General features: G+C 58.2%; 27 protein-coding genes. 19 read left to right on the forward strand and 8 right to left on the reverse strand.

Annotated features, from left to right (window positions below):
- Positions 1 to 6 precede the first annotated feature (6 nt).
- Positions 7 to 849 carry a 23S rRNA (adenine(2030)-N(6))-methyltransferase RlmJ gene (locus HLUCCO03_RS08080; protein ID WP_027832797.1) on the reverse strand — a complete coding sequence of 281 codons (843 nt, stop codon included), beginning with the start codon at positions 847 to 849 and terminating at the stop codon, positions 7 to 9.
- Between the two features lie 151 nt (positions 850 to 1,000).
- Here HLUCCO03_RS08080 and HLUCCO03_RS08085 point away from each other — a divergent pair, with 151 nt between their 5' ends.
- From HLUCCO03_RS08085 to HLUCCO03_RS08095, 3 genes are all read left to right on the forward strand, one after another.
- On the forward strand, positions 1,001 to 2,314 hold the full coding sequence (locus HLUCCO03_RS08085; protein ID WP_292016656.1) for an MFS transporter: 1,314 nt from the start codon (positions 1,001 to 1,003) through the stop codon (positions 2,312 to 2,314).
- A gap of 159 nt (positions 2,315 to 2,473) precedes the next feature.
- Positions 2,474 to 2,767 carry a DUF6316 family protein gene (locus HLUCCO03_RS08090; RefSeq protein ID WP_155939970.1) on the forward strand — a complete coding sequence of 98 codons (294 nt, stop codon included), beginning with the start codon at positions 2,474 to 2,476 and terminating at the stop codon, positions 2,765 to 2,767.
- A complete protein-coding gene (locus HLUCCO03_RS08095) occupies positions 2,764 to 2,898 on the forward strand; it encodes a hypothetical protein (RefSeq protein ID WP_292016657.1) in 135 nt (44 codons plus the stop codon). The genes HLUCCO03_RS08090 and HLUCCO03_RS08095 overlap by 4 nt, the downstream gene beginning before the upstream one ends.
- An 18-nt stretch (positions 2,899 to 2,916) precedes the next feature.
- Here HLUCCO03_RS08095 and HLUCCO03_RS08100 read toward each other — a convergent pair whose 3' ends face one another.
- The 6 genes from HLUCCO03_RS08100 to HLUCCO03_RS08125 all read right to left on the reverse strand — a co-directional run bounded on the left by HLUCCO03_RS08100 (position 2,917) and on the right by HLUCCO03_RS08125 (position 10,039).
- Positions 2,917 to 3,282, reverse strand: a complete 366-nt coding sequence (locus HLUCCO03_RS08100) for a membrane protein (RefSeq protein ID WP_027832799.1) — start codon at positions 3,280 to 3,282, stop codon at positions 2,917 to 2,919.
- Between the two features lie 65 nt (positions 3,283 to 3,347).
- A complete protein-coding gene (locus HLUCCO03_RS08105; RefSeq protein ID WP_027832800.1) occupies positions 3,348 to 4,988 on the reverse strand; it encodes a methyl-accepting chemotaxis protein in 1,641 nt (546 codons plus the stop codon).
- Between the two features lie 216 nt (positions 4,989 to 5,204).
- Positions 5,205 to 7,235: a PhoX family phosphatase gene (locus tag HLUCCO03_RS08110; RefSeq protein WP_027832801.1), complete on the reverse strand. Its 2,031-nt coding sequence runs from the start codon at positions 7,233 to 7,235 to the stop codon at positions 5,205 to 5,207.
- Between the two features lie 189 nt (positions 7,236 to 7,424).
- Complete coding sequence (locus HLUCCO03_RS08115) at positions 7,425 to 7,727, reverse strand: hypothetical protein (RefSeq protein WP_027832802.1); 303 nt, start codon at positions 7,725 to 7,727, stop codon at positions 7,425 to 7,427.
- A gap of 133 nt (positions 7,728 to 7,860) precedes the next feature.
- On the reverse strand, positions 7,861 to 8,121 hold the full coding sequence (locus HLUCCO03_RS08120) for a hypothetical protein (protein ID WP_027832803.1): 261 nt from the start codon (positions 8,119 to 8,121) through the stop codon (positions 7,861 to 7,863).
- Between the two features lie 115 nt (positions 8,122 to 8,236).
- Positions 8,237 to 10,039 carry an acyl-CoA dehydrogenase gene (locus HLUCCO03_RS08125; RefSeq protein ID WP_027832804.1) on the reverse strand — a complete coding sequence of 601 codons (1,803 nt, stop codon included), beginning with the start codon at positions 10,037 to 10,039 and terminating at the stop codon, positions 8,237 to 8,239.
- A 237-nt stretch (positions 10,040 to 10,276) separates the two neighbouring features.
- Here HLUCCO03_RS08125 and HLUCCO03_RS08130 point away from each other — a divergent pair, with 237 nt between their 5' ends.
- Both HLUCCO03_RS08130 and HLUCCO03_RS08135 read left to right on the forward strand, forming a co-directional pair.
- On the forward strand, positions 10,277 to 11,272 hold the full coding sequence (locus HLUCCO03_RS08130; RefSeq protein WP_027832805.1) for a GlxA family transcriptional regulator: 996 nt from the start codon (positions 10,277 to 10,279) through the stop codon (positions 11,270 to 11,272).
- 114 nt (positions 11,273 to 11,386) lie between these two features.
- Positions 11,387 to 11,551, forward strand: coding sequence for a hypothetical protein (locus HLUCCO03_RS08135; RefSeq protein WP_197025686.1), 165 nt, complete (start codon positions 11,387 to 11,389; stop codon positions 11,549 to 11,551).
- Between the two features lie 103 nt (positions 11,552 to 11,654).
- Here HLUCCO03_RS08135 and HLUCCO03_RS08140 read toward each other — a convergent pair whose 3' ends face one another.
- The gene (locus HLUCCO03_RS08140; RefSeq protein ID WP_027832806.1) at positions 11,655 to 13,709 is read right to left on the reverse strand and encodes an NADPH-dependent 2,4-dienoyl-CoA reductase; all 2,055 of its coding nucleotides are present in this window, start codon (positions 13,707 to 13,709) and stop codon (positions 11,655 to 11,657) included.
- Positions 13,710 to 13,812: 103 nt separating this feature from the next.
- On the opposite strand from HLUCCO03_RS08140, the gene HLUCCO03_RS08145 reads away from it, so the two are divergent.
- From HLUCCO03_RS08145 to mnhG, 14 genes are all read left to right on the forward strand, one after another.
- On the forward strand, positions 13,813 to 14,625 hold the full coding sequence (locus HLUCCO03_RS08145; RefSeq protein ID WP_027832807.1) for a crotonase/enoyl-CoA hydratase family protein: 813 nt from the start codon (positions 13,813 to 13,815) through the stop codon (positions 14,623 to 14,625).
- Positions 14,626 to 14,908: 283 nt separating this feature from the next.
- Positions 14,909 to 17,710, forward strand: coding sequence for a monovalent cation/H+ antiporter subunit A (locus HLUCCO03_RS08150; RefSeq protein ID WP_027832808.1), 2,802 nt, complete (start codon positions 14,909 to 14,911; stop codon positions 17,708 to 17,710).
- The gene (locus HLUCCO03_RS08155; protein ID WP_027832809.1) at positions 17,710 to 18,078 is read left to right on the forward strand and encodes a Na+/H+ antiporter subunit C; all 369 of its coding nucleotides are present in this window, start codon (positions 17,710 to 17,712) and stop codon (positions 18,076 to 18,078) included. The genes HLUCCO03_RS08150 and HLUCCO03_RS08155 overlap by 1 nt, the downstream gene beginning before the upstream one ends.
- Complete coding sequence (locus HLUCCO03_RS08160) at positions 18,075 to 19,592, forward strand: monovalent cation/H+ antiporter subunit D (RefSeq protein WP_027832810.1); 1,518 nt, start codon at positions 18,075 to 18,077, stop codon at positions 19,590 to 19,592. The genes HLUCCO03_RS08155 and HLUCCO03_RS08160 overlap by 4 nt, the downstream gene beginning before the upstream one ends.
- Positions 19,592 to 20,080: a Na+/H+ antiporter subunit E gene (locus HLUCCO03_RS08165; RefSeq protein ID WP_027832811.1), complete on the forward strand. Its 489-nt coding sequence runs from the start codon at positions 19,592 to 19,594 to the stop codon at positions 20,078 to 20,080. The genes HLUCCO03_RS08160 and HLUCCO03_RS08165 overlap by 1 nt, the downstream gene beginning before the upstream one ends.
- A complete protein-coding gene (locus tag HLUCCO03_RS08170) occupies positions 20,077 to 20,346 on the forward strand; it encodes a K+/H+ antiporter subunit F (protein ID WP_027832812.1) in 270 nt (89 codons plus the stop codon). Before HLUCCO03_RS08165 ends, HLUCCO03_RS08170 begins: the two co-directional genes overlap by 4 nt.
- Before the next feature lie 15 nt (positions 20,347 to 20,361).
- The gene (locus tag HLUCCO03_RS08175; RefSeq protein WP_027832813.1) at positions 20,362 to 20,694 is read left to right on the forward strand and encodes a Na+/H+ antiporter subunit G; all 333 of its coding nucleotides are present in this window, start codon (positions 20,362 to 20,364) and stop codon (positions 20,692 to 20,694) included.
- 120 nt (positions 20,695 to 20,814) lie between these two features.
- The gene (locus HLUCCO03_RS08180; protein ID WP_027832814.1) at positions 20,815 to 23,124 is read left to right on the forward strand and encodes a putative monovalent cation/H+ antiporter subunit A; all 2,310 of its coding nucleotides are present in this window, start codon (positions 20,815 to 20,817) and stop codon (positions 23,122 to 23,124) included.
- The gene (locus tag HLUCCO03_RS08185) at positions 23,121 to 23,546 is read left to right on the forward strand and encodes a Na+/H+ antiporter subunit B (RefSeq protein WP_027832815.1); all 426 of its coding nucleotides are present in this window, start codon (positions 23,121 to 23,123) and stop codon (positions 23,544 to 23,546) included. The genes HLUCCO03_RS08180 and HLUCCO03_RS08185 overlap by 4 nt, the downstream gene beginning before the upstream one ends.
- A gap of 46 nt (positions 23,547 to 23,592) precedes the next feature.
- Entirely contained in the window at positions 23,593 to 23,940 is a 348-nt protein-coding gene (locus HLUCCO03_RS08190) for a Na+/H+ antiporter subunit C (RefSeq protein WP_027832816.1), read from the forward strand.
- Positions 23,937 to 25,451: a Na+/H+ antiporter subunit D gene (locus HLUCCO03_RS08195; RefSeq protein ID WP_027832817.1), complete on the forward strand. Its 1,515-nt coding sequence runs from the start codon at positions 23,937 to 23,939 to the stop codon at positions 25,449 to 25,451. Before HLUCCO03_RS08190 ends, HLUCCO03_RS08195 begins: the two co-directional genes overlap by 4 nt.
- A complete protein-coding gene (locus HLUCCO03_RS08200; protein ID WP_027832818.1) occupies positions 25,448 to 25,921 on the forward strand; it encodes a Na+/H+ antiporter subunit E in 474 nt (157 codons plus the stop codon). The genes HLUCCO03_RS08195 and HLUCCO03_RS08200 overlap by 4 nt, the downstream gene beginning before the upstream one ends.
- Positions 25,922 to 25,933: 12 nt before the next feature.
- Entirely contained in the window at positions 25,934 to 26,206 is a 273-nt protein-coding gene (locus HLUCCO03_RS08205; RefSeq protein ID WP_027832819.1) for a monovalent cation/H+ antiporter complex subunit F, read from the forward strand.
- Positions 26,199 to 26,612 carry a monovalent cation/H(+) antiporter subunit G gene (gene mnhG, locus HLUCCO03_RS08210; RefSeq protein ID WP_292016658.1) on the forward strand — a complete coding sequence of 138 codons (414 nt, stop codon included), beginning with the start codon at positions 26,199 to 26,201 and terminating at the stop codon, positions 26,610 to 26,612. Before HLUCCO03_RS08205 ends, mnhG begins: the two co-directional genes overlap by 8 nt.
- Positions 26,613 to 26,631 lie beyond the last annotated feature (19 nt).

A 26,631-nucleotide genomic window follows, 5' to 3' on the forward strand; every position in this document is an offset into this window, starting at 1 on the left:
TGCGTTCTATTCAGGGACCAGCCAATCCATCGCCGCGGTTGTGCCGAGACAGGAACTGGAGGATACCGCGTCCATCATTGCTGTGAGCCTGCTATCGAACCCCCAGGGCGGGTTGACCACCAGTATTCCGGAACCGGACATACCCCGTTCCGGAGGCCGTTCAAGCATGATCTCGTGACACAGCACCTTGCGGATCGGGCTTTCCGATAATGCATTTTTGAGCCGCTCGTGAGGCCTTCCCGCCAGTACCGGATACCAGACCAGGAAAACCCCGTGCCTGCACTTCTGCCATGCCTTCACCAGGGTGTCGGCCACGTCTTCATACTCGCTTTTCACCTCATAGGAGGGGTCCGTCAGCACCAGAAGCCTCGGTTGCCTGGGCGGCAAAAAACGCAATAACCCTTTCAGACCGTCCTCCTGGCAGACTCTCACGCCGGACCGGCCAGCGCCCCACCGACCCAGGGTTTCCCCCTCCGCCGGATGCAGCTCGAAAGCGGTCAGGCTGTCCTGCTCCCGCAGGAACCGGTAAAACCAGTGTGGCGACCCGGGGTAACGCTCCAGCGTGCCGCCAGCACCGGCCCCGGATGCCAGCTCATCCATTAACACCTGCCAGTCACTTGACTGCAGTTGCTCCCTGCACTGCCAGACTCTCTGAATACCGGACTGCGCCTCACCGGTTTTCAGTGCCCGGTCTCCAAGCAGATTGTAACTGGCACTGCCGGCGTGGGTATCAAAGCAGGCGATGCCCGAGGATTTGGCCTGCATCATTCGCAGGGCCAGTACCAACGCTGCATGTTTCTGAACGTCTGCGAAATTGCCGGCGTGAAAGGCATGGAGGTAACTCAGCATCATCAGGGCTCCGGATTGGCGGAAAGGTATTAGGCACCAGTGAAACAGGACAGGCAAGCGCCTGTCACCTGCAGGGACATGAAAATGCGAGGATTTCAGAACCGGGTCCTGACTGATATCCTTGAGCCCTGCCTGCCCTGAGGACACGGATTTGCCAAACCCGAAACACAGTACCGCCGACCGCCTGTACAGCCTGATTGCCAACGAAGAAGATGCCCGGATCTGCACGGATATTCCGGAGGAAGCCTGCCGTGAAGTTCCCCGCAACTTTTTCCTGATCCTGGCCAGCAACGTGCTGACCAAACTGGGTGACCTTCTGATCAGCCCGAAAACCGTCCTGGCCTGGCTGCTGAGCGCCATCGGCGCACCGGCTCTGGTCGCCTGGCTGGTACCCATCCGCGAATCCGGCTCAATGATTCCGCAACTGTTGATCGGAGCCTGGATGAGGCGAAAGCCAGTGCGCAAATGGTTCTGGACCCTGGGCAGCTTTGGCCAGGCCCTCAGCGTGATGGCCATGGCTGCAAGCGTCTGGTTTCTGGAAGGTTACGCCGCCGGAACAGGCGTGGTGGCGGCACTGATACTGTTTTCCCTGGCGCGGGGGTTCTGCTCCGTGTCCATGAAAGACGTACAGGGAAAATGCATTCCCAAAACACGCCGGGGCCGCCTTTCTGGTCTGGCCTCCACCATTGGCGGATCAGCGACCGTTGCATTGACCGTCCTGCTGTTCTGGGACCGCGGGGACCCCAGCCTGCTCTTTTACACCTTGCTGCTCTCGCTGGCCGCCGCCCTCTGGGTAATCGCAGGTCTGCTTTTTGCGTCCGTGGACGAGCAGGCGGGCGAAACCGGTGGTGGGGGTAATGCCCTCGGGGAAGCGGTCAAAAGTCTGTCACTGCTACGGGATGATCCGCCGTTCCGGCATTTCGTGATTACCCGTGCGTTGTTGCTGTGTTCTGCCCTGGCGTCACCCTATTTTGTGGTGCTGGCGCAAAAAAGCACCGACAGTGGATGGCTTCTGGGGGTCTTTTTGCTGGCGAGCAGCCTGGCCAGTTCGGTCAGCGCCAGCGTATGGGGCTGGATGGCCGACACATCCAGCCGCAACGTCATGATCCGGGGCGCGGCCATGGCCAGCGGTGTATGCCTGCTGGTCGGTGCTACTGCAATGATCGGCGGCAGCGACACGGGCGGGATCTGGTTCTACCCGGTTGCATTCTTCGTTCTGAGTATTGCCCACGCCGGTGTCCGGCTGGGCAGGAAAACCTATCTGGTGGATATGGCCGGTGGCAACAAACGAACCGACTATACCGCAGTCAGCAACACCATCATCGGCGTCCTGCTGCTGGTTACCGGCGGCCTCACGGCACTGATCTCCATGATATCCGACGTGGCGGTGATTATTGTATTGGGCCTTATGGGGCTCGCTGGCATGGTCAGCGCATTGCGACTGCAGGAGGTGACTTCAGATTGACCCCCGCGTCTGGGACCTCCGTCACAAAAAGCAATGCAGTTGGAACCAAATTGGTGCACCTTACGTGAAGTGTCATAACCTTCACCACGGAACCTGGTATCGGGATAAAACAGGGACGTGTCGTTCCACTGCGCAGTCGCTACAAACAGAGGCAGACCAATGCGAGCAGACACACCAATACCCAGTGAACACCAGGACAGATTGATTCATACGCTATACGGTTGGTATGCACTGACCCGTGAACAGTCCGACCTCGGCCCCTTCGACACTGCGGAAAGAGCTTCCCGGGCCTTAAGCCGGCACATCAAGGTCTACCGGGGCATTAACCCCCGCACTCCGGGAACCCCGCAACGGATGCATCTCCATGACGCGGATCAGTGCACGAGAACCAATTGCGGCCTGTGCGTGGAGGCCAGAATTCTCCGGCACTCACTGATGCTGGCGGCATCATGACGGGCAGGCAGGAACCCGAAACGGTTCACCACAACAGTCTGGTGCCACCCCATCGCCGTGCCCGGGTGGTACTCACGTTCGTTTTCCTTGCCGCGAGCCTGTCTTTCCTGAGCTACGTCAGCGTTCTCTGAGCCCACACCAGTTCTGCCCTAGAGCGGCGCTTTTCCGTCGTTCAGGGCCAGCGCCCCTTTGACAATGCGGTAGATGATCCAGATGGAAATCCCCAGCAACACAAACCACCCGATGATCAGGGGCGTGGTTACGATACCAATAACAGTCCACAGCAGACCGATCCAGAAGGTGCGGATCTGCCAGTGGAAATGCGGTTCTATCCAGGTGTTCCGGATGTCATCAAGCTTGACGTAGTTGATGATAACGCCGACAAGGCCGGTTATACCGCCAACAAAAAATGACAGTGCCTGCAGGATATAAACCAGCACAGCCAGATTGCGGCCCGGCTCCGCGCGGCGGGCCAGGGGATCTTCATCGGCAGGAATGTATTCAGGCTCGGACAAGGGTTTCTCCTTTTGCTGCGTATGGAAAGTCTATCACAGCAACCGGGCCTGATAGCGGCGAGACGTCAGTGGCTGTCGGGCTTGTAACCCAGCCGGAAACCGCCCCAGTGTTTGCCATTCACATAAATGGGCACAGACAGATCGTGCATGATTTCCCCGGTGTCCCGGCGATACGTCTGCAACAGCATAGCCTGGGTATGGCTGCCACAGCGGGCGCCGGTGCGGTCGTTGAACAGGCGCTTGCTGCGGCTCTTGAGCAGGTCAACGTCCGGGTCACCGGTCGGGGCATGGGCAAAGTCCCGGTTATGGGTCGGCACATAGCCGTCGGGCGCTATCGCAATTGCATATACCATCGCCGGATGAGCTGACTTGACGGCTTCCTGCACCGCAGGCAGTTGCTGGTCGGTAAAGCGGTCGAAACTGCTGGAGTATTTCTGGGGATTGGTATTCGGTATCGGCTCTCTTTTCTTGTCGAAGAGAGCGGCCTCTGACAACTGGCCGTCACGCACCGCCTGCTCGAAGATCTTGCCAATCCGGTCTGCCCCCTGCCGGGCCTGGTCAAAAAAGGCGCGATGATAACTTTCATCGCTATTGAGGGCGAAGGCAGCATTGGCCTCTTCCGCAAGCTCCATCAGGGTTGCCGCCTGCTGGGCCAGGGAAGCGACACTGGAGTCACTCTCCGTGATCTGGTCGCGAACCGTTTCTATAGCGCCAGACACCTGCTGCAGGCTCTGTTCGTTGTTCTGGTCAATCTCGGCGATTCGGGCCACTTGCTGCTGGACCCGGTCCGATTGATCGCGTATCTGGTCCAGACGCTCACCAACACTCTCAACCGATTCCAGGCCGGCCTCGACGCTTTTGGCAAGATCCTCAATTCTTGAAACGATCAGTGACGTATCAGACCTTATTTCCTGAAGCGTTTCGGCAACTTCACCGGTTGCCTGCGCGGTCCGGCCGGCCAGTTGTCTGACCTCATCAGCAACCACTGCAAACCCGCGACCCTGGTCACCTGCACGGGCAGCTTCTATGGCCGCGTTCAGGGCCAGCAGATTGGTTTGCTCGGCAATACCCTGGATGGTGGTGGTCACCCCCTGGATCTTGTTGGACTTCTCATTCAGTTCCTGGATCAGCCTCAGGTTCTCACTGGACTGCTCGTGCACGGCCCGCACGCTGGCAATTGCGGAGGTCAGCGCCTCACGTCCTTCCGTACTTACCTGACGATTCTGCAGGGCCATGGTGGCGGCATCGGTGGCCTGCTGGGCGGATTCACGGACACTTTCCGTAATCTGCCCGGCATAATCCGCCATCTGCGCGGTTTCAGTGACCTGGCGATCCAGACGAATCTTCAACTGGTCGGCGGCATAAGATACCTGAGCGGCGGAAATGGCACTCTTGTCGGCACTGCCCGACAGAGCCTCGATCAGAGCGCGCCCGGCTTTAGCCTCGGCAAGAAGGCCCGCACACTGTTTGCCCAAAGGGCTGTCATCAGACAACTCACCGGCATTGAGCTGTTTCACCGAACGCTCTACCGGTTCCAACACCCGCAGAACCAGATAAGCAGTTGCGATGACCAACCCGAGAACCAGGCCCGCCAGCACAGACGACGCATCCAGCCCAGTCAACGGCGCCACCAGAACGGCCACGATGGCTGCAATAACCGCGACCGACACCCCCACAAATACAACAGGTCGACTGAGAAACCCCATAGCCACCTCTTTATTATCATTATTCGTGAATACATCTTTATTGAATATCACTCGAGAGAGTAATGAATTGATCTGTATTAATAACTGCTACTTTAGTTGATCACTGATTGTTTTTCGGCAGGTTGCTACAAATCTGAAACAAAAAAACGCAACCCGCAGCCTCCCAGGCGGAGGACTCCGGATTGCGTGGCAGGTCAGCCTGGCTTTCCCGGGCTGTCAGGCGCCGATAACGCCCCCGTCGTCGCGGGTGACAATGACTGTCGCATCACGGGGACGATCCTCGGAGGGGTCTGGCCAGTTCCCCCGGGGATGCTGGATATTCACAAACATGGTTTTTACATCTGGCGTAGTCACAACACCTGTCACTTCGCAATTCCGGGGCCCGACAAAGAACCGCTTGATTTCACGGGTGACCGGGTTGGCGGCCAGCATCATGTTGTTCTGGTACGGTGGTGCCCAGCTACCATCAGTCTGAATCCAGAGGCGTCCGTTGTAGTCAAACCAGAGGCCGTCCGGGCTGTTGAAGATATTGGTATCGTCCAGCGTGACGGCCGCTTCTCCGTCAACGACGGTTTCTGTCCCCTGCTCGCCGGCGAATACGAATATGTCCCACTCGAAACTGGTCGCTGCATGGTCACCTCCGGCTTCCGCCCAGCGAATGATATGGCCGGTGGCATTTTCAACGATCGGGTTGGCGGCATTTACATCGTCATAGCCTTCCTTGCCACGATTACTGTTATTGGTCAGCGTAAAGTAGACATCGCCGGTTTTCGGATCAACAGCACCCCACTCCGGGCGATCCATCGTGGTAGCACCGGCAATATCGGCGGCCAGGCGGGTATTTACCAGAACGTCGGCCTGGTTCTCGAATCCGTCAAACCGGATTTCGCCCACCATGGTGCCCTCAGCTGCGGCAACCTTGCCAGCAAAGTCTGCATTCTCCAGATCCAGTGCCAGCCAGTCACCCGAACCGTCGTCGTTGAAGCGGGCCACATACAGCGTACCCTCATCCAACAGATAGCCACCGGCCGTTGCGGCATTGTAGGGCCTGGAAGATACAAATTTATAAATGTACTCAAAGCGAGCATCATCACCGGAGTAGCACACCACCGGTTCACCTTCTCGGGCAGGCGCAAAGATGACACCCTCATGGCCGAAACGCCCCAGAGCAGTCCGCTTCTGAGGCTTGCTCTCGGGAGTGAAAGGATCTATCTCAACCATATAGCCATAGGTATTCGCTTCGTTCCGATAATCATCGGTTGCAGAAGCACCAATGGTTGAAACGTTGAAGCGCATGTATTCGTCGGCGTCTGTATCAGCCAGCTCCCAGTCATAGCGAGAGCTGTCAGTTACTCCATGGCGCACGTATTCACGGGGGCGCTCGGTATCGGAAGTTGCAAAGTAACCATGCCAGTTCTCCTCTGCCGCCAGGTAGGTGCCCCATGGTGTCGGGCCCATCGCACAATTATTCAGGGTACCGCGGGTTTCGGTACCACTCGGACTGAAAGCAGTCGCCAGCTTGCTATAGCCACGCACCGGACCACGAATATCCATTTCGGTATTACCAGTGATTCGTCGGTTGAACGGACTTCGAGACACAATATCCCATGTTCCGTCGGTGGCACGCCTGATGTGAATCACGGAAACACCGTGCGCGGCGATTTCCTTACGGACTTCGTCTACCGGCCGAACACCATCGTTATCAGCGGGTTTCGTCGGGCCATTGGCATGCAATGCGCTCTGGTTGATGTACTCATGGTTCATCACAAGCAGGCCTTCCGTGGAGCTGTTGCCCCCGGTTTTCTGGTCAATCGGGAAAAAGTGCACACCATCATGATGCATGCCAACCTGGCTTTCCTGATCAGCGCCGGTGTTAGTACCGTCAGACCGGTATTCCGGATGATTTCCGGTGATGGGAGTTCCCCAGGGGACGAAGCTTCGGGCCGAATAACCTTCCGGAACCACAACACGGTTTTCGTTGGAAACCGCAACCGGCTTGAATCCGAGCTCCGTACCCGACTGGGCCCCGCCGCCCGTTCTGCTGTCATCGCTATCATCAGTGAAGGAACAGCCAGCAATACCCATCCCCATGACGCTGGCCAGGGCTGCACCAACACTTCCTTTCATCAGCGTGCGTCGCTGCATCCGTGCCTGCAGCACATGGGCAAAGGAAGCGTTGCCAGAGTGGTTTACAACCGGTTCGTAATTGGGATCCAGATAGTTCGGATCCAGATCATGCTTGGCCATGGTCCTGTCTCTCTCGGGTAGTTGATGGGTATATCCGAGAGCTTATTGTCGGTGGCATGAGTGACAGGATGCGGACATTCAGGAGGCAGTTTCTTTAAGCTTTCTTTACAAACAATAAAAAAGCCCGCTCCCCAAGGGGCAGGCTCTTTATATTCGGCCAGATGCGGCTTTGAAAGCAGCCGGGTGACCTTACTGCATGGAGTCGCCCGCCTCTTCGGCAGCTTCCCCGGTTTCTTCACCGGCTTCTTCCAATGCTTCGCCGGTTTCCTCGCCAGCATCTTCAGCCGCATCCTTGGTTTCATCCCAGGCGCTGTCATTCTGGCCGGTGGCGTCCTCATAGGTTTCCTCGGCCGCATCGCCAGCATCGTCCGCCATGTCTTCGACGTTATCACCGGCTTCCTCGAGATCTGCACCTTCGTTGTCGTCCTGACTACAAGCAGCGAGGCCCAGCGTCATCAGCAATGCCAGTGCGCTCAGTGTCAACTTGTTCATATCCATGTCCCTTTGTTGGCGTGTGAAACAACAGCGGGAAGTCTACGGCCATGGCCAAGCCGGCACAATTACCTTCTGATTACGTTTTTGTTAGCGATGACAATAAGTTAGGAAAAGCAATAACCTGAGAGAATCAATTCGTAGAAGCCACCGCCGTACCATCGAGCGTCAGAACATGGTCCAGCCTGACCATGTGTCCGCGACCCAGGAAAACGAACTCCTGACCCGCCCGGCTGAACAGATCACGGATGATGTCGTGGGTGGTCTGGATCTGGCCGGCGTCGTCACGATAGACAATTTCCGCAAGCCGGGCAGACGTCAGGTATTCCCGGAGCATACGGTGAATTTCACACCGTACCGGCTGGTAGGCATTAGAGGCGTTTCCCGACGTCATGGCAGACTTTCCCTGTGGATAAGGACAACACGGAAAATGCCCCGGCGGCGCCAATTTCAGCGGGGAACCGGGGCATGCCATACAGTCTGGTTCAGATTGGGTCAGTCTGCCAGTATCAGAACCACTCCGGCTTCATATTCATACAGGTGTCGTCCTGATTCCTCAGCAGTACCAGATCCTGGGCCACCGTGGGCAACTCCCAGTGGAAAAAGTACTGGGCAGCCTGCAGTTTGCCCTGGTAGAAGCTGCGCTCGTCATCACTGTTGGCCGAGCCCAGTGACTTGGCGGCCGCATTGGCCTGACGCAGCCACATCCAGGACACGATGATGTGACCGAACAGGTGCAGATAGCATGAGGCATTGGCCAGAACCCGGTCGGGATCTTCCGACATCAGGGACTTGCCCAGGCTCTGGGTCACTTTCACCGCCTGCTGCAGGGTTTCACTCAGGGACAGGGCCCACTGCTGGCAGCGCTCGGTGGTGGCGGCTTCCAGGTCCACCTGCATTTCCTGCATCAGTAATTGCAGGCCATGGCTCTGGTCCTGCCAGATTTTGCGCCCCAGCAGGTCCAGTGCCTGAATGCCATTGGTACCTTCGTGGATGGGGTTGAGCCGGTTATCCCGCCAGCATTGTTCCACCGGGTATTCCCGCGTGTAACCGGCGCCACCATAAACCTGGATGGCCAGATCGTTGGCCTTCGGGCCGAACTCCGACGGCCAGGCCTTGATGACCGGGGTCAGCAGGTCCAGTAATTTTCCGGCTTCCAGCCGCTTCTGCTCGTCCGGATGGGTGTGTTGGTCGTCCATCAGGCGGGCGCCATACAGGCACAGCGCCAGGCCACCTTCGCTGTAGGCCTTCTGGGCCAGCAGCATGCGGCGTACGTCCGCGTGCTCGATGATGGGTACCTGGGGTGCTTCCGGGTTCTTTTCCGAGGGCTTGCGGCCCTGCAGGCGGTTTTTCGCGTACTCCAGGCTGTGCATGTAGCCACGGTAACCGATCACGGCGGCGCCAAAGCCTACGCCTACCCGGGCTTCGTTCATCATCTGGAACATGTATTTCAGGCCCTGATGGGGCTCGCCTACCAGGTAGCCATGGCAGGGGGCGTCATCACCAAAACTGAGCGCGGTGGAGGTGGTACCGCGGTAGCCCAGCTTGTGGATCAGGCCCGCCAGGTTGACGCCGTTGCGCTCCCTGGGGTTGCCGTCTTCATCAACAATGAACTTGGGCACGATGAACAGGGAGATACCCTTCACGCCAGCCGGTGCGCCCTTTATCTTGGCCAGAACCATGTGAACGATGTTTTCGGTGATGGACTGCTCGCCGCCGGAGATGTAGATCTTGGCGCCCTTGATCAGGTAATGACCTTCATCCGTCGGTGAAGCGGACGTGCGAATATCTGCCAGGGAGGAGCCGGCATGGGGCTCGGTGAGCGCCATGGTGCCGCTGAAGCGGCCGCTGAGCATATGGGGCAGGAAAGTGTTTTTCTGCTGGTCGTTGCCGAATACGCGGATCAGGTTGGCGGCGGCGGTGGTCAGGAACGGGTAGCCGGCGGTGCCCGGGTTGGCGGCGGTGAAGAAGCCGTTGCAGGCGGCCATGACGGATTCCGGTAACTGCATGCCACCCAGCTCGTAATCATAGCGGCCGGCGATGAAGCCTGCGTCGGCGTAGGCGTCGAAGGCTTCCTTGACCTGGGGCAGCATTTCCACCTGGCCGTTGACGAATTTTGGCTCGTCCTTGTCGGCGGCGCTGTTGTGGGTGGCGAATTTGTCCCGGGCGATCTTGTCGGCGGTTTCGATGACGGCGTCGAAGGTGTCGCGGCTGTGTTCGCTGAAGCGCTCGCGCTGGCTGAGGCTTTCGGTGTCGAGTACTTCGTAGAGTTGGAACGCCAGGTCGCGGCGGTCGATCAGGGTGTCGGTCATGTCTGGTCTCCTGTTTATGGCGTATAGCCTCTCATACGGTTGTTTTTGTTGGAACCGGCGTTAATGACATAATCATGGCCGATATCGCCATGCTTCGATTCCAGGCGGCCGGGCAATCACGGGGGAAGGTTGTCCGGGACACGCTGTTAATACGTCCATGTAAGCTTGACGGCAGCATCCCTGCTGCCGACAGTCCCGGACAACCTTCCCCCGCAATTACCCTACATCGGAGCAAGCATGCGAACGGTTTCTGTTATCGGGTTTGATGGGGCGCTTGCTAGCGCGATTACCGGCATTGTTGATCTGTTCCGTCTGGCAGGTGTGACCTGGGCGCGGATTAATGATTTGCCGCCGGAGCAGGAGTTTACAACCCGGCTTTTGACCCATGGCGGCAGGCCGTGCCGGTGTATTAACGGTATGACCCTGCTTGCGGACGGCGACTGGCAAGACTACCCTGCCGGCAGTTCTCAGGCGGATCTGGTGATTGTGCCGACCATTGGGGCTCCGATTGCCCGGGTACTGGAAGCCAATCCTGGCCTGGTGGAATGGCTCGGTGGGTTTCGTGATGCATCGTCCGGTCAGGTTCGGGTGGCCAGTAACTGTACCGGGGCGTTTCTGCTGGCCGAGGCAGGTTTGCTGAACGGCCGGCAGGCGACGACTCACTGGGGGTTCAGCAATCAGTTCCGGGAGCGTTTTCCGGCGGTGGATCTGCAGCCCGACAAGTTGATTACGGTGGACGGGCATATTGCCTGTGCCGGTGGTGGCATGGCCTGGTGGGATCTGGGGGTTTACCTGGTGGAGCGTTATGCCGGGGCCCAGATGGCGCGGGAGTTGGCGAAGGCGTTTGTGATTGATGCCGGGCGGACGAGTCAGGCGCCCTATGGGGCGCTTCAGGCCAGGAGGTACCACTCCGATGCGGCGATTCTGAAGCTGCAGGACTGGCTGGATGCGAACTATACCGAACCGGTGACACTGCAAGGGCTTGCCAGGCTGGCGGGATTGACGGAGCGTTCCCTGATTCGCCGGTTCAAGGCGGCAACCGGGGATACGCCAACGGGCTACCTGCAGATTCTGCGAATCGAGGCGGCCCGTCAGCACCTGGAGAATTCCCGTCTGGCGGTGGAAGAGGTGACCCGATTGGTGGGTTATGAGGATGTCAGTTCGTTCAGCCGACTGTTCCGGAAACATACCGGCGTGGCACCGGGGGTTTACCGGGCCCGGTTTGGTCGCTAGCGCACCGACGCAGCAGATTGGCCCGGGTTATGCTTGGTTATCAATACAAGGCCATGAGCCGGGGCCAAACGTAAAGAATATCGACACAGGTTATTTCCCGCGGAGGGCAATACCATGACAGCACTACAAAGAAACCAGCAATCCGATCTGCTCAGCCGCCTCTATGACATGAAGCAGAAACAGCTGCTGCAGGCCAGCCAGCAGGCAGACAGCCTGCGTTACCGGGTACTCTCAGCCGAGGCCGATGCCATCAGCCAGGCCCTGAAAGCCATTCGATAAGGGCAGTCGGCAACCGTAACGGCAACCGACTGCCAGCTTTACCAGACTGATCAAGGCGATCACTTTGTGACCAAATTTGTCGCCTCCACCCGTATCGTCACCCTCAGATTCCTGCAGCCACCTCTGTACCCTGGCGGATCGCCCGCTTGGCATCCAGCTCTTCCGCAACATCCGCACCACCGATCAGATGGGTCTTGATCCCGCGGTTCACCAAATCATCAAATAACGCTCGGAATGGCTCCTGGCCTGCGCAAATGATGACATTATCCACCGCCAGCACCTTGCTCTCCGTTACCTTTCCATCCTTGTCTGACAGGGTGATGTGCAGGCCGTCATCGTCAATTTTCTCGTAGCTGCAGCCGCGCAGCATTTCCACGTCCCGGTGTTTGAGGCTGTTGCGGTGTACCCACCCGGAGGTTTTTCCGAGGCCGCCACCCACCTTGCTGGTCTTGCGCTGCATCAGGTAGATCTTGCGTGGTGACGATGTGGGCTTGCGCTCCGCCAGCCCGCCCGGGCCTTCAAACTGCGGATCAACGCCCCACTCCGCCTGCCACTCGGCGACGCTGACCTGCTCCCCCTCCGGGTGATGACCGAAGTCATGGGTCAGGAACTCGCTGACATCAAAGCCGATGCCGCCGGCGCCGATCACTGCCACGGACTGGCCCACAGGCTTGTTGTGGCGTAGCACATCCAGATAGCCCAGCACCTTGGGGTGATCGATACCCTCAATCTTCGGTGTGCGGGGCTTCACGCCCGTGGCGATTATCACGTCATCGAAGCCGGCTTCACTGACTGAATCCGAATCCACCCGGGTATTGAGCCTGAGATCAATACCCAGGATTTCAATCTGGCGCTGGTAGTAACGCAAGGTCTCGTAGAACTCTTCTTTGCCCGGGATTCGTTTGGCGTAGTTGAACTGCCCGCCAATTTTGTCGTCGGCTTCAAACAGGGTGACCTTGTGTCCCCGTTTGGCAGCGGTGGTGGCTGCGGCCAGCCCCGCCGGGCCCGCGCCCACCACCGCAACGCGGCGGCTGACCGGGGCTACCGTAAGCACCAGTTCGGTTTCGTGACAGGCCCGGGGGTTGACCAGGCAGGATGCACGCTTGAGCAGGAACACGTGGTCGAGACAGGCCTGGTTGCAAGCGATACAGGTATTGATTTCGTCGCTTCGGTTCTGCTCCGCCTTGCGGACAAACTCCGAATCCGCCAGCAGTGGCCGGGCCATGGACACCATGTCCGCCTTGCCCGCGGCCAGAATTTCCTCGCCCTTCTCAGGGGTATTGATGCGGTTGGTGGTACACACGGGAATATCCACCTCGCCATAGAACTTGGCGGTGACATCCGCAAAGCCTCCGCGGGGCACGGAGGTTACGATGGTGGGCACCCGCGCTTCGTGCCAACCGATGCCGGTATTGATGATGGTGGCACCGGCCTTTTCGATAGCCTTGCCGAGCTGGACCACCTGATCCCAGGTCTGGCCACCTTCCACCAGATCCAGCATGGACAACCGGTAGATGATAATAAATTCCGGGCCAACCGCTTCACGCATCCGGCGGACAATTTCCACTGGCAGCTGCATGCGGTTTTCGAAGGGGCCGCCCCATTTGTCGGTGCGTTTGTTGGTTCGCTCACACAGAAACTGGTTGATGAAATAACCTTCCGAGCCCATCACCTCGACGCCATCATAGCGGGCAAGTTTCGCCAGCTTTGCGGCATTCACGAAATCGTCAATCTGCTTGTCGACGCCTTTGGTGGACAGCGCCCGGGCCTTGAAGGGCGTAATGGGCGCCTTGGTGGCAGATGCGGAGACACTGAAAGGCTGGTAACCATAACGGCCGGCGTGCAGCAACTGCAGGCAGATCTTGCCGCCGGCATCGTGAACCTCACTGGTGACATGGCGGTGAAGCAGCGCGGTGCCGCGATGGTTCATGGTGGATGCCAGGGGTGAAAGCTGGCCCACGAAGTTGGGGGAGAAACCGCCGGTGACCATGAGCCCCACGCCACCCTCTGCACGTTCGGCGAAATAGCGGGCCAGTTTGTGGATGTTCCAGAAACGATCCTCCAGGCCCGTGTGCATGGAGCCCATGAGCACGCGGTTTTTCAGCTCGGTGAAGCCCAGGTCCAGGGGTTTGAGCAGGTTCGGGTATGCTTGGGTCATGTGGTCTCTCTTTCTCAATCTCTGCCATTCGTGGGCGTTTTCATCAGGAGGCAACATGGTAGCATAGCGGCCTACGACTAACGTATGACATGGAACCAACCCTATGAGCGCACGTGATTCTGACCGGGTATTGATCAGTATCGAGGATGGCATCGCCACGGTAACCCTCAACCGGCCTGATAAATACAATGGCCTGGACATGCCCATGTTCGAAGCGATTACCCGGGCAGCCAGAACCCTGAAGAAAGACCGCAGTGTGCGCGCCATTATTCTGCGGGGTGCAGGGGAAGCCTTCTGCTCCGGACTGGATGTCAAAACCGTGTCGAAGAATCCGGTCAACTTTCTGAAACTGCTGATCAAACCGGGCCGCAGGATCAGCAACCTGGCACAGGACGTGGGCTACCTCTGGCGGGATGTGCCGGCACCGGTCATTGCGGTTACCCATGGCTACTGCTTCGGCGGCGGCTTCCAGGTGGCACTGGGGGCAGACTTCCGGTTCTCCACCGCCGACTGCGAGTTTTCCATCATGGAGAGCAAGTGGGGCCTGATTCCGGACATGAGCCTGACCGTGACCCTGCGTGAACTGATACCCATCGACCTGGCCAAGGAACTCACCATGACCGCCCGGCGTTTTACCGGCACGGAAGCCAAGGCCATGGGGCTGGTCAGCCGCGTCAGCGATGATCCGATGGCAGAAGCCATGGCCTTCGCAAAGGAACTGGCTAGCCGCTCACCGGATGCCGTGGCCGCCAGCAAGCTGCTGTTCAACCGCAGCTGGAACGCAAGCGACAAGGCCGCGCTGGACTGGGAAACCCGGCTGCAGAAGAAAGTGCTCGGCCGGGCAAACCAGCGTATCGCGGTAGCCCGGAACTCCGGTTCCCCGGAAAAACCCTACCAGGACCGCCGTGATTTCTGACCACCATCAATGTTAGCGTGATAGCCCGGTGGTCTGACCACTCTGCAAAGCCGTATGAGACGTCTGTCTTTCTCAGAACTCTGAGGGCCTGCAACCTGTCTTGCCTTTAATCAAGGTGTCGGATAGTCTCTCAGGCGTCTGAATACAGGGTAATGATTAACATTCCCTGCGGATCCGCCTCTAGCCCCGGAGCGATCCAGCCAACTTTCACGGGCCTGACTACTGGACTCACGCAAACACGCCTTCAATACTCACGTAGAAAAAAACCAATAACGAGGTTGCGATGTCGCTACCGCTGGTTGTTTTACTGCCTTTTCTGGGTGCCATAGCTGCACCCCTGTTCGCCCAGGGCGGCAGAACGGCAATTGCCGTTGCGTCTTCTGTACCCGCGCTGATTGCGCTCGCAGCCCTGTTCCCCCATTGGGAAACCCTCGCCAATGGCGGCGTGGTACTGCACAGCTATGAATGGTTGCCGGCCCTCGGCCTCTCCTTGAGTTTCCGGCTGGATGGGCTATCTCTGCTGTTCGCTCTGCTGATCCTGATTATTGGACTGCTGATCATTCTCTACGCGCGCTACTATCTGAAGGCCTATGAGAACATTGGCAAGTTCTACGCCCTGCTGCTCTGTTTCAAGGGCTCCATGCTGGGCATTGTGCTCTCCAGCAACCTGCTGTTGATGATGATTTTCTGGGAACTGACTAGTCTGACCTCATTCCTGCTGATCGGCTTCTGGAGCCACAAACAGGACGCACGCCGGGGCGCCCGGATGGCGCTGGCGGTAACCGGCGGCGGTGGCCTCGCGCTGCTCGCGGGTATTCTGATTATTGGCAACATTGTTGGCAGCTTTGAACTCGATGACGTGCTTGCAGCCGGCGACCAAATCAAAGCACATGCCATGTACCCGGTCGCCCTGACCCTGGTGCTGCTCGGCGCTTTTACCAAATCAGCCCAGTTCCCGTTCCATTTCTGGCTACCCCATGCCATGCAGGCGCCCACACCAGTATCGGCCTACCTGCACTCGGCTACGATGGTGAAAGCCGGCATTTTCCTGATGGCCAGGCTTTACCCGGCGCTGGCGGGCACCGAACAATGGTTCTATATGGTCAGCTTTACCGGGATGGCCACCCTGCTCATTGGCGCCTATGTCGCCATGTTCAAGCATGACCTCAAGGGACTTCTGGCCCATTCAACAGTGAGCCACCTGGGCCTGATCACCCTGCTGTTCGGTATGGGCACGCAGCTTGCCGCCGTGGCGGCAGTCTTCCACGTGATCAACCACGCCACCTTTAAAGCCTCCCTCTTTATGGCGGCAGGGATTATCGATCACGAAACCGGCACTCGGGATATGCGCCGCATCAATGGCCTCTGGCGCTTCATGCCACACACCGCAACCCTCGCCATGGTGGCCGCTTCATCCATGGCTGGCGTACCACTGCTGAACGGCTTCCTGAGCAAGGAAATGTTCTTTGCCGAATCCCTGGAGCTGAATCTACCAGGGCTTCTGGCCTGGCTACCTCCGACCGTTGCGACCCTGGCCGGGATATTCGCCGTGGCGTATTCGGCCCGCTTTATCCATGACGTTTTCTTCAACGGCAAACCGGTGAATCTTCCGATTTACCCACCCCATGAACCGCCTCGCTACATGAAGTTCCCAGTGGAAATCCTGGTGTTCGCCTGCATCATGGTTGGCCTGTTCCCTGCGGTGTCCGTGGGCCCGCTACTCTTCATGGCCGCCTCGGCAACGCTTGGTGGTGAGGTACCCGATTACACCCTGACGATCTTCCATGGTTTCAATCTTCCGCTGTTAATGAGTTTTGTCGCATTCCTTGGCGGCCTGCTCATGTACAGCCAACGCCGGCGCTTTTTCGATTTTCACGCACGCTTCAGGGAAATCGATGAAAAAGCCGTGTTCGAGAGCACTGTTTCGCGGATAGTAGACTTTGCCAACAGCGTGACATCTCGCGTGGAGAACGGCTCGCTGCAGCGCTATGCTCTGCTGCTGCTTGTCAGTGTGATCGCTGTTGCAGCCATGCCATTGCTTGACCTGGGGGTCTTTGTCGGCGAGAACGGCTTGAGCGCTGTGGATGCGCCAACGGCGATTGCGGCCGCTGTACTGATACTCTGTGCTTTTGCAACCGCGGGACTGCACCGACAGCGTTTCTATGCACTGGTTCTGTTAAGCGTTGTGGGGCTGGTCGTGGCTTTGGCCTTCGCCCGCTTTTCGGCACCGGACCTGGCGATGACCCAGCTCTCTGTAGAGGTGGTCACCATCGTTCTGCTGATGCTCGCAATCTATTACATGCGGCCCTGGACGCCCATCGAAACGTCACTGAGACGCCGTGTCCGGGATACGGCTATTGCAGCGGTCGCGGGTATTGGCATGACGCTGGTAACGCTTGCCATGCTGACCCAGCCATTCAGTTCGATCTCTGAGTTCTTCCTGGAGAACAGCAAGCCCGGCGGTGGCGGTACCAACGTGGTCAACGTCATTCTTGTAGACTTCCGGGGCTTCGATACTCTGGGCGAGATCGCGGTCCTGGCCATTGCCGCCCTGGGCATCCACGCCATGCTCAAAGACACAGCGCTGACCCCACCGCCAGGCGATGGCGCAGGCCACGCGTGGGCCCGGGATGCGCACCCGTTGATGTTGAGCCTGATTGCACGGCCGATGCTGCCGCTTGCCCTGATGGTGTCCGCCTTCATTTTCCTCCGTGGCCACAACCTGCCGGGCGGCGGCTTTATTGCCGGTCTCATCACCTCCGTTGCTCTGATTCTTCAATACGTTGCCAGCGGCATGGAGTGGACAGAGGATCGAATCCGTCTGCGCTATCACAATGTCATTGGTTTGGGCCTGCTGTTCGCAACGATTGCCGGGGTCGGCAGTTTCGCGTTCGGCTACCCGTTCCTTACATCCACCTTCGATTACATAACCTGGCCGGTGGTAGGCAAGTTCGAAGTAGCCTCGGCCCTGATCTTTGATCTCGGCGTCTACCTGGCGGTCATCGGTGCCACGCTGCTCTCGCTGGTAACTGTCGGCCGGTTGTCTCCTCACTCCGCCATAAAAAGTATCAAGGAGGATGCGTAATGGAGCTTGTTTTCGCATTGGTTATCGGCGCACTGACGGCATCCGGCGTGTATCTGATTCTGCGCGCCCGCACCTTCCCTGTGGTAGTCGGCCTGACCCTGTTGTCGTACGGCGTCAACCTGTTTCTTTTCGCAAGTGGTCGCCTGGCTACCGGCCAGCAACCGATTATCGGCACCGCAGGCAGTTATTCTGACCCCCTGCCACAGGCGCTTGTGCTCACGGCTATTGTGATTGGCTTTGCAATGACTGCGTTCGTGGTCGTGCTGTCCCTGCGCAACCTGGCCGACAACGAGGATGACCACGTGGACGGCAAACAACCCTACAAAACACCCGCACCTGAGGAAGAATCGGAGGTTAACGGTAAATGAACCATTGGCTTACCGCTCCAATTCTTATTCCCCTGCTCGGCGGCATTCTCCAGATTTTTATGGGCTACGCGCCTATCAGCCTGCGGCGCACGCTCGCGTTGGGCACCACTGTTCTGATGCTGGTATCCGCCATCGTTCTACTGATAATGGCAAACGATGGCAGTTATCGGATCTATGCATTCGGCAACTGGCAGCCCCCATTCGGAATTGTGCTGGTGCTGGATCGATTGGCCGCCCTGATGCTCATCATGACTGCCATTCTGGCCTTTCTCTGTCACCTCTTTTCGATCGGCGGCGCTGATGAGGGTAACCGTCAGTTCCATGGCCTGTTCCTGTTCCAGCTAATGGGACTGAACATTGCCTTCCTGACCGGCGACCTGTTCAACCTGTTTGTTGCCTTCGAGGTTCTGCTGATCGCCTCATATGGCCTGCTGATGCATGGCGGCGGGACAGTCAGAACCGTTCCGGGCCTGCACTATGTCGTGCTGAACCTGATCGGTTCTGCGGTGTTCCTGATCAGTGTCGGGATGATCTATAGCGTCACCGGCACACTGAATATGGCAGATCTGGCAGTCAAGGTTCCACAAGTCTCCGGAGAAGGTCTGAACATCGTCAAGGCCGGCGGCATGATGCTGCTGGTGGTCTTCGGCCTCAAAGCAGCCATTCTGCCCCTCTGCTTCTGGCTGCCACGGGCCTATTCAAAAGCGACGGCGCCGGTTGCTGCACTGTTCGCGGTTATGACCAAGGTTGGCATTTACGCCATTCTGCGGGTCTACCTGCTGATTTTCGGCGACGATGCGGGCAAGCTCGCCAATCTCGGCATGGACTGGCTGTTCCCGATTGCCCTTGCCACACTCGCCATGGGCGTTATTGGCGCACTGGGTTCTGGCACTTTGAAGACATTGGTCGCCTGGCAGGTCATCATTTCAGTAGGCACTTTGCTGGCTCCAATCGCACTTGGTTCCGAAGCCGGACTATCTGCAGCACTGTTTTACCTGCTAAGCACCACCTGGACGGTGGGCGGTCTGTTCCTTGTTTCTCAGCTGGTCGCTAACCAGCGCGGTTCGGTCAAAGACCGCATTGTTACTGCGCCCAAAATGCACAGCCGCACCTTCCTCAGTGTCCTGTTCCTCGTGGGTGCCGTGGCTGCGGCCGGCCTGCCGCCCCTGAGCGGCTTCTTTGGCAAGGTACTGATTCTGAAATCTGTTGAATCCGGAGCCGAAATGGCCTGGCTGTGGTCCATACTGCTGCTCGGCAGCTTCCTCACTCTCATCGCCTACAGCCGCGCCGGCAGCATCGTGTTCTGGCGTACGGTGGATGGTCATCTGGAAAAAAAGGATCCGCTTAACGGCCGGGTTTCCGTGGCAGCCGGAGCACTCACTGCCCTGGCAATCGTGATGGTTGTTCTGGCTGGCCCCATAATGAACTATACCGACGCAACGGCGGCGCAACTGCACAACAGTGACGCCTATATCGAAATCTTGCAGACCCCCATGGTCGGGGAGGACAGCTAATGCTCGATCGCCTCAGTTTTCCTCAGCCCTGGCTAAGCCTGACCCTGTTCTTCACCTGGCAATTTCTGAGTGACGGCATAAGCGGTGGCAGTGTCGTACTGGGCATTATACTTGCCTGGGGAATACCACAGATGACCCGGAGGTTCTGGCCTGACCCTCCCGCTGTAATGAGGGGTTGGCGGGCGCCAGCATACGCGTTGCGAGTCCTCTGGGATATTGTTGTTGCCAGCGTTGAAGTGGCAAAACTCATTCTCAGCCCCCGACAGCCGCGCCCCATGTTCATCTGTTATCCTCTGGAACTGGATCACCCCCTGGCGATCAGCATACTGGTCAGCACTATCTCACTGACACCTGGAACGGTTGGTGCCGATGTCAGCGACGACAACAAACTGATTCTCATCCATTCACTGGATGCAGAGGATGAGCAGGAAATTATCGACACCATTCGAGCCCGCTATGAGAAGCCACTGCTGGAGATGTTCCGATGATTCTGATTGCGCTCTACATCACCATCGCCATGGTCACGCTGGCAGCCTTACTGAACGTGTATCGCGTGATCAAGGGCCCGGATGCGCCCGATAGGGTACTGGCGCTCGACACTCTCTACGTCAACGCCATCGCACTTATCGTTCTGCTCGGTATCGCGCTACAAACTCGTATGTACCTCGAATCCGCCCTGCTCATTGCGGTGATGGGATTCGTCGGAACGGTTGCAATGGCAAAATACCTCAAGCGCGGCAGCGTCATTGAATAACCCGGAGGAAACCCGATGAGCACGTTCGCCGAAATTGCCATTTCCGTTTTGCTGCTTGTAGGTGGCGCCTTCACCCTGATCGGGGCCATTGGGCTGGCCCGCCTACCGGATTTTTACACCCGCTTGCATGGTCCAACCAAAGCAACCACGGTCGGCGTGGGCGCCATCGTCGTCAGCTCCGTGATTTATTTCAGTACCCTCGGCAGGGGCATCGGTGTTGAAGAGATCCTGGTCACTGTGTTTCTCTTCATGACAGCGCCCGTCAGCGCCAACTTCCTGGCCAAGGCCGCCATGCACCTGGAGGTCAAAACCACAGAAAACACCCGCGGCCAGACCTGGGATCAATAGGGCGTCCACTCCCATGGGTTGTTGTGTCCATTGCCGTTTAGCAGCGTATGATCATGGTGCAAGGGCTAAAATATGATAACCGCAGAACCTGAGAACCGGGTTTTAACGGAGTACCCTTAAATGATGTTACTGGCTGTACTGTCAGGCTTTTTACTGGCTTTTGCCGTACCGGTGCTCTGCCGTTTGGCTGGCAGTTATGTCGGCTGGCTACTGGCACTTCTACCCGCTTCGCTCACGGTATACTTTGCCAGCCTGATTCCCGCGATCAGCGGTGGCGAAACGCTTCTGTTCGAGCACCAGTGGTTGCCGGGCCTCGGGATAACCCTCGATTTCATGGTCGACGGCCTCTCTCTGGTGTTTGCGTTGCTGATCAGTGGCATTGGCACCTTCATCCTGATCTACGCCGGCGCCTACCTGGCCGGCCACAGGTACCTGGCACGCTTCTACGTGATCATGCTCTCCTTCATGGCGTCCATGCTGGGGCTGGTGCTTTCCGACAACCTGATTACCCTGTTCGTGTTCTGGGAGCTGACCAGCATAACCTCCTACTTGCTGATCGGTTTCAACCATGAAGACATGGAAGCGCGCAAATGCGCTCTGCAGGGCCTGTTCGTTACTGTAGCCGGGGGTCTCGCGTTGATGGCCGGCCTGGTGCTTCTGGCCATCATGAGTGGCAGCTATTCGCTGTCTGAAATTCTGTCTTCTGACATGGCTCTGCACGAGCATGCCTTTTACACAGCTGCCGTTATCTGCATTCTGGCGGGCACGTTCACCAAATCGGCCCAGGTTCCGTTCCACTTCTGGCTGCCCAATGCCATGGCGGCGCCCACGCCGGTGTCCGCTTTCCTGCATTCAGCCACCATGGTCAAGGCCGGTGTTTATCTGATGGCCCGCCTGAACCCTTCCCTCGGCGAGGGTGAGCTCTGGAGCCAGGCACTGATGGCGTTTGGTGCCGCCACCATGCTCACCGGTGCCTACCTGGCTTTCAGCAGCACCGGTATCAAGAAGGTTCTGGCCTTCTCCACCATCATGGCCCTGGGCACCCTGACCATGCTGATAGGGGTGGGCACCGAACTGGCCCTGACCGCCTTTATCTGCTTCCTGGTTGCGCATTCCCTGTACAAGGGTGCGCTGTTCATGATTGCCGGCGCCCTGGATCACGAAACCGGCACCAAGGACATTACCCGTATGGGCGGCCTCCGGAAGGCGATGCCGTTGACGGCTGCCATTGCCTGTCTGGCGGCACTGTCGCTGGCAGGCCTGCCGCCTCTGTTCGGATTTATCGCCAAGGAACTGCTGTTCGAATCGCTGCTGGACTCACCGCTGTGGTCCGCCGCCCTGACCACTGTGGCGGTCGCCGCGGCGGTGCTGATTGTTGGCGTTGCGGGCCTGGTGGCCATCAAGCCTTTCTTCGGCAAGGTCGGAAATACCCCGAAATCACCCCACGAAGCTCCTTTCGGAATGCTGGTAGGCCCCGCGGCACTGTCGGTGATTGCCCTGATATTCGGCCTGGCGCCCTTCCTGCCAGAAGGAGCCCTGCTCCAGTCTGCGGTCAGCAGCGTTAATGGTGCATCGGTAGAAACCCATCTGGCGCTGTGGCACGGCGTCAATGTACCGCTGATACTGTCAATCGGCAGCCTGGTACTGGGCCTGAGCCTGCTTTCTGGCTGGAACCGGCTGCAGCCATCCATTTACGCCATCAATACCACTGCCGCCCGGTTTGGCCCGGAGGCGGGTTACTTCCGCTTTATGGAAGGTATCACCATCGTCGCCGCCTGGCAGACCCGGATCCTTCAGAACGGAGTACTCGGACTGTATCTGCTGCTGCTCGTTGCGGTAACTTTCGGCCTGACGGGGTTCACCCTGCTGACCCACCACGGGATCACCCTGACGCTGGACCTGACCGACAGTCACTTCTACGAATGGGGCATAGCACTGCTGCTGATCGTGGCGGCCATTTTCGCCAGTGCCACCCAATCGCGCCTGGGCTCGGTTGCATCCATGGGTGTTCTCGGTTTCGGTGTCGCCCTCACCTTTATTCTGTTCAGCGCACCGGATCTGGGTATTACCCAGCTGCTGGTAGAGACCCTGACAGTCATTCTGCTGGTGCTGGTGCTGTTCAGACTGCCGGAATTCGTCAATCTCTCCTCACCTTTCGAGCGCTACCGGGACCTTGCGGTAGCCGCCTTTGCCGGCGTGGTGATGACACTGCTGATTCTGGCCGCCCAGGACGTCCAGTACTTTGAGAGTATCTCGAGCTACTACATCGAGAACAGCGCGCCGCTGGCTTATGGCCGCAACATCGTCAATGTGATCCTGGTGGACTTCCGGGCGCTGGATACCCTGGGCGAGATCTTCGTTCTGTCCCTTGCGGCACTCGGTGTGCTGTCGATGATCAAACTGAAGGCGGAGGATCAGTACAAGCCATGAAGTCCAACACCCTGATTCTTCACACTGCCGCGCTGTTCATCATGCCATTGCAGCTGATGTTCTCGGTTTTCCTGTTGTTCCGCGGCCATGACGAGCCAGGCGGGGGGTTCATCGGCGGACTGGTTGCTTCTGGCGCTTTTGTCCTTTATGCCTTTGCCTTTGGCTCGGAGGCCACGCGGCGAATCCTGCGGGTAGCCCCCAGGGATCTTCTGTCCGCCGGACTGCTGTTTGCCCTCGCCTCCACCATTCCGGCGTTTCTGGCCGGCCAGCCTATGCTGACGGCACACTGGTGGGAGTTGCCATTGCCCGGCGACGGTTATCTCAAACTATCCACGCCGCTGATATTCGACATCGGTGTCTATGCCGCAGTCCTCGGCACCATCATGACATTTGTCATCAGCCTGATGGAGTCCGACGAATGACACCGCTACCCGAATCTTACTGCTTCAACCCGGAAGGAGGGCCGTTATGGAGAGCCTGATGGCCTATGTCGTCGGTATCCTGTTCGCGGCAGCCATCTACATGATGCTGCGCCGCTCCATCGTCAAGCTGGTTATCGGCCTGATGATTCTGAGCAACGCCGCCAATCTGCTTATCTTTGTGGTATCGGGCATGACCCGGGGTGCGCCACCGCTGCTGCCCGAAGGTGCCGAGGCACCGGCAGGAGCCATTGCCGACCCGCTGCCCCAGGCGCTGATACTTACTGCGATTGTTATTGCCTTTGGCGTTCTGGCCTTTGCCGTAGTTCTCATACGCAGAGCGTATGAAGTTGTAGGAACCGACGACCTTGACCAGATGAAGGATACGGACACTTGAACCCGGAACTTGCATTACCGATTCTGATACCGCTGGTTTCCGGCGCTGTTTCCGTTGCCTTATGGCGTTCGGTTCGCTATCAGCGCATCCTTGCGGTGGTCGCGACGGCTCTGCTACTGGCAGCCAGCATCTGGTTGCTGCGCTCAACCATGGACCAGGGCTTCCTGGTCATGGAAATGGGCGGCTGGCCGGCGCCGTTCAGCATTGTATTCGTCTCGGATATCCTCAGCGCCATCATGATCGTGCTTACAGGCATCATCGGCCTGGCTATTGCCATCTATTCCCTGGCATCCACACCCAAGGGGCACGAGAAGTTCGGCTATTATCCGCTGATGCATCTGTTGCTGGCAGGAGTGGCAGGTTCTTTTCTGACCGGTGACATCTTCAACCTGTTTGTATGGTTCGAGGTCATGCTGCTGGCCTCTTTCGCCCTGCTCACCCTGGGCGGTGAACGGGCGCAGATGGAAGGCGCCATCAAATACGTTACCCTGAACCTGTTTTCTTCGGCAATTTTCCTGTCAGCGGTGGGGCTGCTTTACGGCACCGTCGGCACGCTCAACATGGCGGATATCGCCCAGAAAGTCGCGACGCTGGAAGACCCTGGCATGGTCACCGTCATCTCGATGATGTTCATGGTGTCCTTCGGCATCAAGGCAGCGGCCTTCCCGCTGTTCTTCTGGTTGCCCGCCTCCTACCATACCCCGCAGGTGGCAGTATCCGCCCTGTTTGCCGGGCTGCTGACCAAGGTAGGGGTGTACGCCCTGTACCGGGTATTCACCCTGATCTTCACCCAGGACGTGGATTACACCCACACGATCCTGCTGTGGGCCGCTGCTTTGACAATGCTGACGGGGGTTCTGGGGGCCGCAGCCCAGTTCGAGTTCCGCCGCATCCTGTCTTTCCATATTGTCAGCCAGATCGGCTACATGATTCTCGGGCTTGCCCTGTTTACGCCGCTGGCCATCATTGGCGGGGTGTTCTACATCATGCACCACATCATTGTTAAGACGAACCTGTTCCTGGTCAGTGGCATTGTCTACCGCTTGCAGGGCAGTTACGAACTGAAGGACCTTGGGGGTGTCTACAAGGAAAAACCCATACTGGCCCTGCTGTTCCTGATACCGGCGTTGTCCCTGGCCGGCATACCGCCACTGTCCGGATTCTTCGCCAAATTCGTCGTCATCCGTGCCGGCCTGGAAGCCGAAGCCTATGTGGTCACCGGCATCGCCCTGCTGGTCGGCCTTCTGACCCTGTATTCCATGATCAAGATCTGGGCCGAAGTGTTCTGGAAAAAAACGCCGGAACACGTCAAGTCAATGAGCCTGCTGAAAGGCGACGTGAAAAAAAGCCACAGCTGGGCCTATCATATTCCGGTAGTCGGCCTTGCGGTCTGCACCCTGTTCATCGGCCTTAACGGGCAGCCCATCTATGAACTGGCAGAGATGGCCGCAGATCAGTTGATGAACCCCGAACTCTATATAGAAGCGGTTCTGGGAGGTGCGCAACAATGATCGGTTTCTTCTGGAACATCATGCTGGCACTTGCCTGGGTGGCACTGAGCGGTAACTTCTCGGCCATGAACTTCTTCGCGGGCTTCTTCTTCGCTTATCTGGCCCTGATGGTGCTCCAGCGCCAGGTGCCGGTGTTGAAGGGTTATTCAAGGCGTATTCCCCGGGTGGTCGCGTTTCTGGTGTTCTTTATCAAGGAACTGGTCAAGGCCAACTTCCGCGTTGCCTATGACGTTGCCACCCCGGTCTGGTACATGAGGCCCGGCGTGATTGCGTTCCGCCTGGAAGCCCGTACGGATGTCGAGATCATGTTTCTGAGCAGCGTAATCTCCCTGACACCGGGTACACTGAGCCTGGACGTGTCTGATGACCGCCAGGTGCTGTTCATACACGCCATGTTTCTTCAGGATGAAGACCAGTTGCGGGAGGAACTCAGGGAACTTGAGCGCCGAATCCTGAAGATCTTGCGCTGAGGAGCCAAGCACGTGATTCCGTTTGTTATCAACATTGTCTATTTCATGCTCTCGCTGGCGCTTCTGTTCGCGTTCATTCGCCTGACCAAGGGGCCGTCTCTGCCTGACAGGGTTGTCGCACTGGAACTGGTAGCGTCGATCGTGGTGGGCTATGTAGGGGTTCATGCGATTGATACCGGTGTATCAAGCCTGCTGGATGTCGCGATCGTTATTGCTCTGACTGCCTTCCTGGCGGCCATCGGTTTTGCACGTTTCCTGGAGCGGGGGGGACGCAAGAATGATTGATATCATCATATCGATTCTGCTTCTTGCAGGAGCATCCTTCATGCTGCTTGCAGCCATTGGCATTCTCCGGCTGCCGGACCTGCCCACCCGCATGCACGCCTCAACAAAGGCCGGCGCCATGGGGGCCATGTTCACCATGGGCGGCGTGGCCTTCTACTTTGGTGACAGCGTGGTGTTTGCCCGGGCCTTCGCTATCGTGGTGTTCATTCTCATAACCTCCCCGATTGCGGCCCATGTTATCGGGCGCGCAGGCTATTTCACGGGCACCACCCTGTGGGATGGCACCGTGAAAGACGAACTGAGAGAGAACTACGACCCCGACACCCACAAGCTCAGCAGCGGCTATGAGGGCAGCCCCGAGAGTGTCACCCCGCCCCCGGAGCCGGAATCACCCGAAGACCGCTGAACTCCCCGCCCATGGGGCC

The sequence above is a fragment of the Marinobacter sp. HL-58 genome, assembly GCF_001314605.1.
In the GTDB taxonomy this organism is placed as follows: Bacteria; Pseudomonadota; Gammaproteobacteria; order Pseudomonadales; family Oleiphilaceae; genus Marinobacter.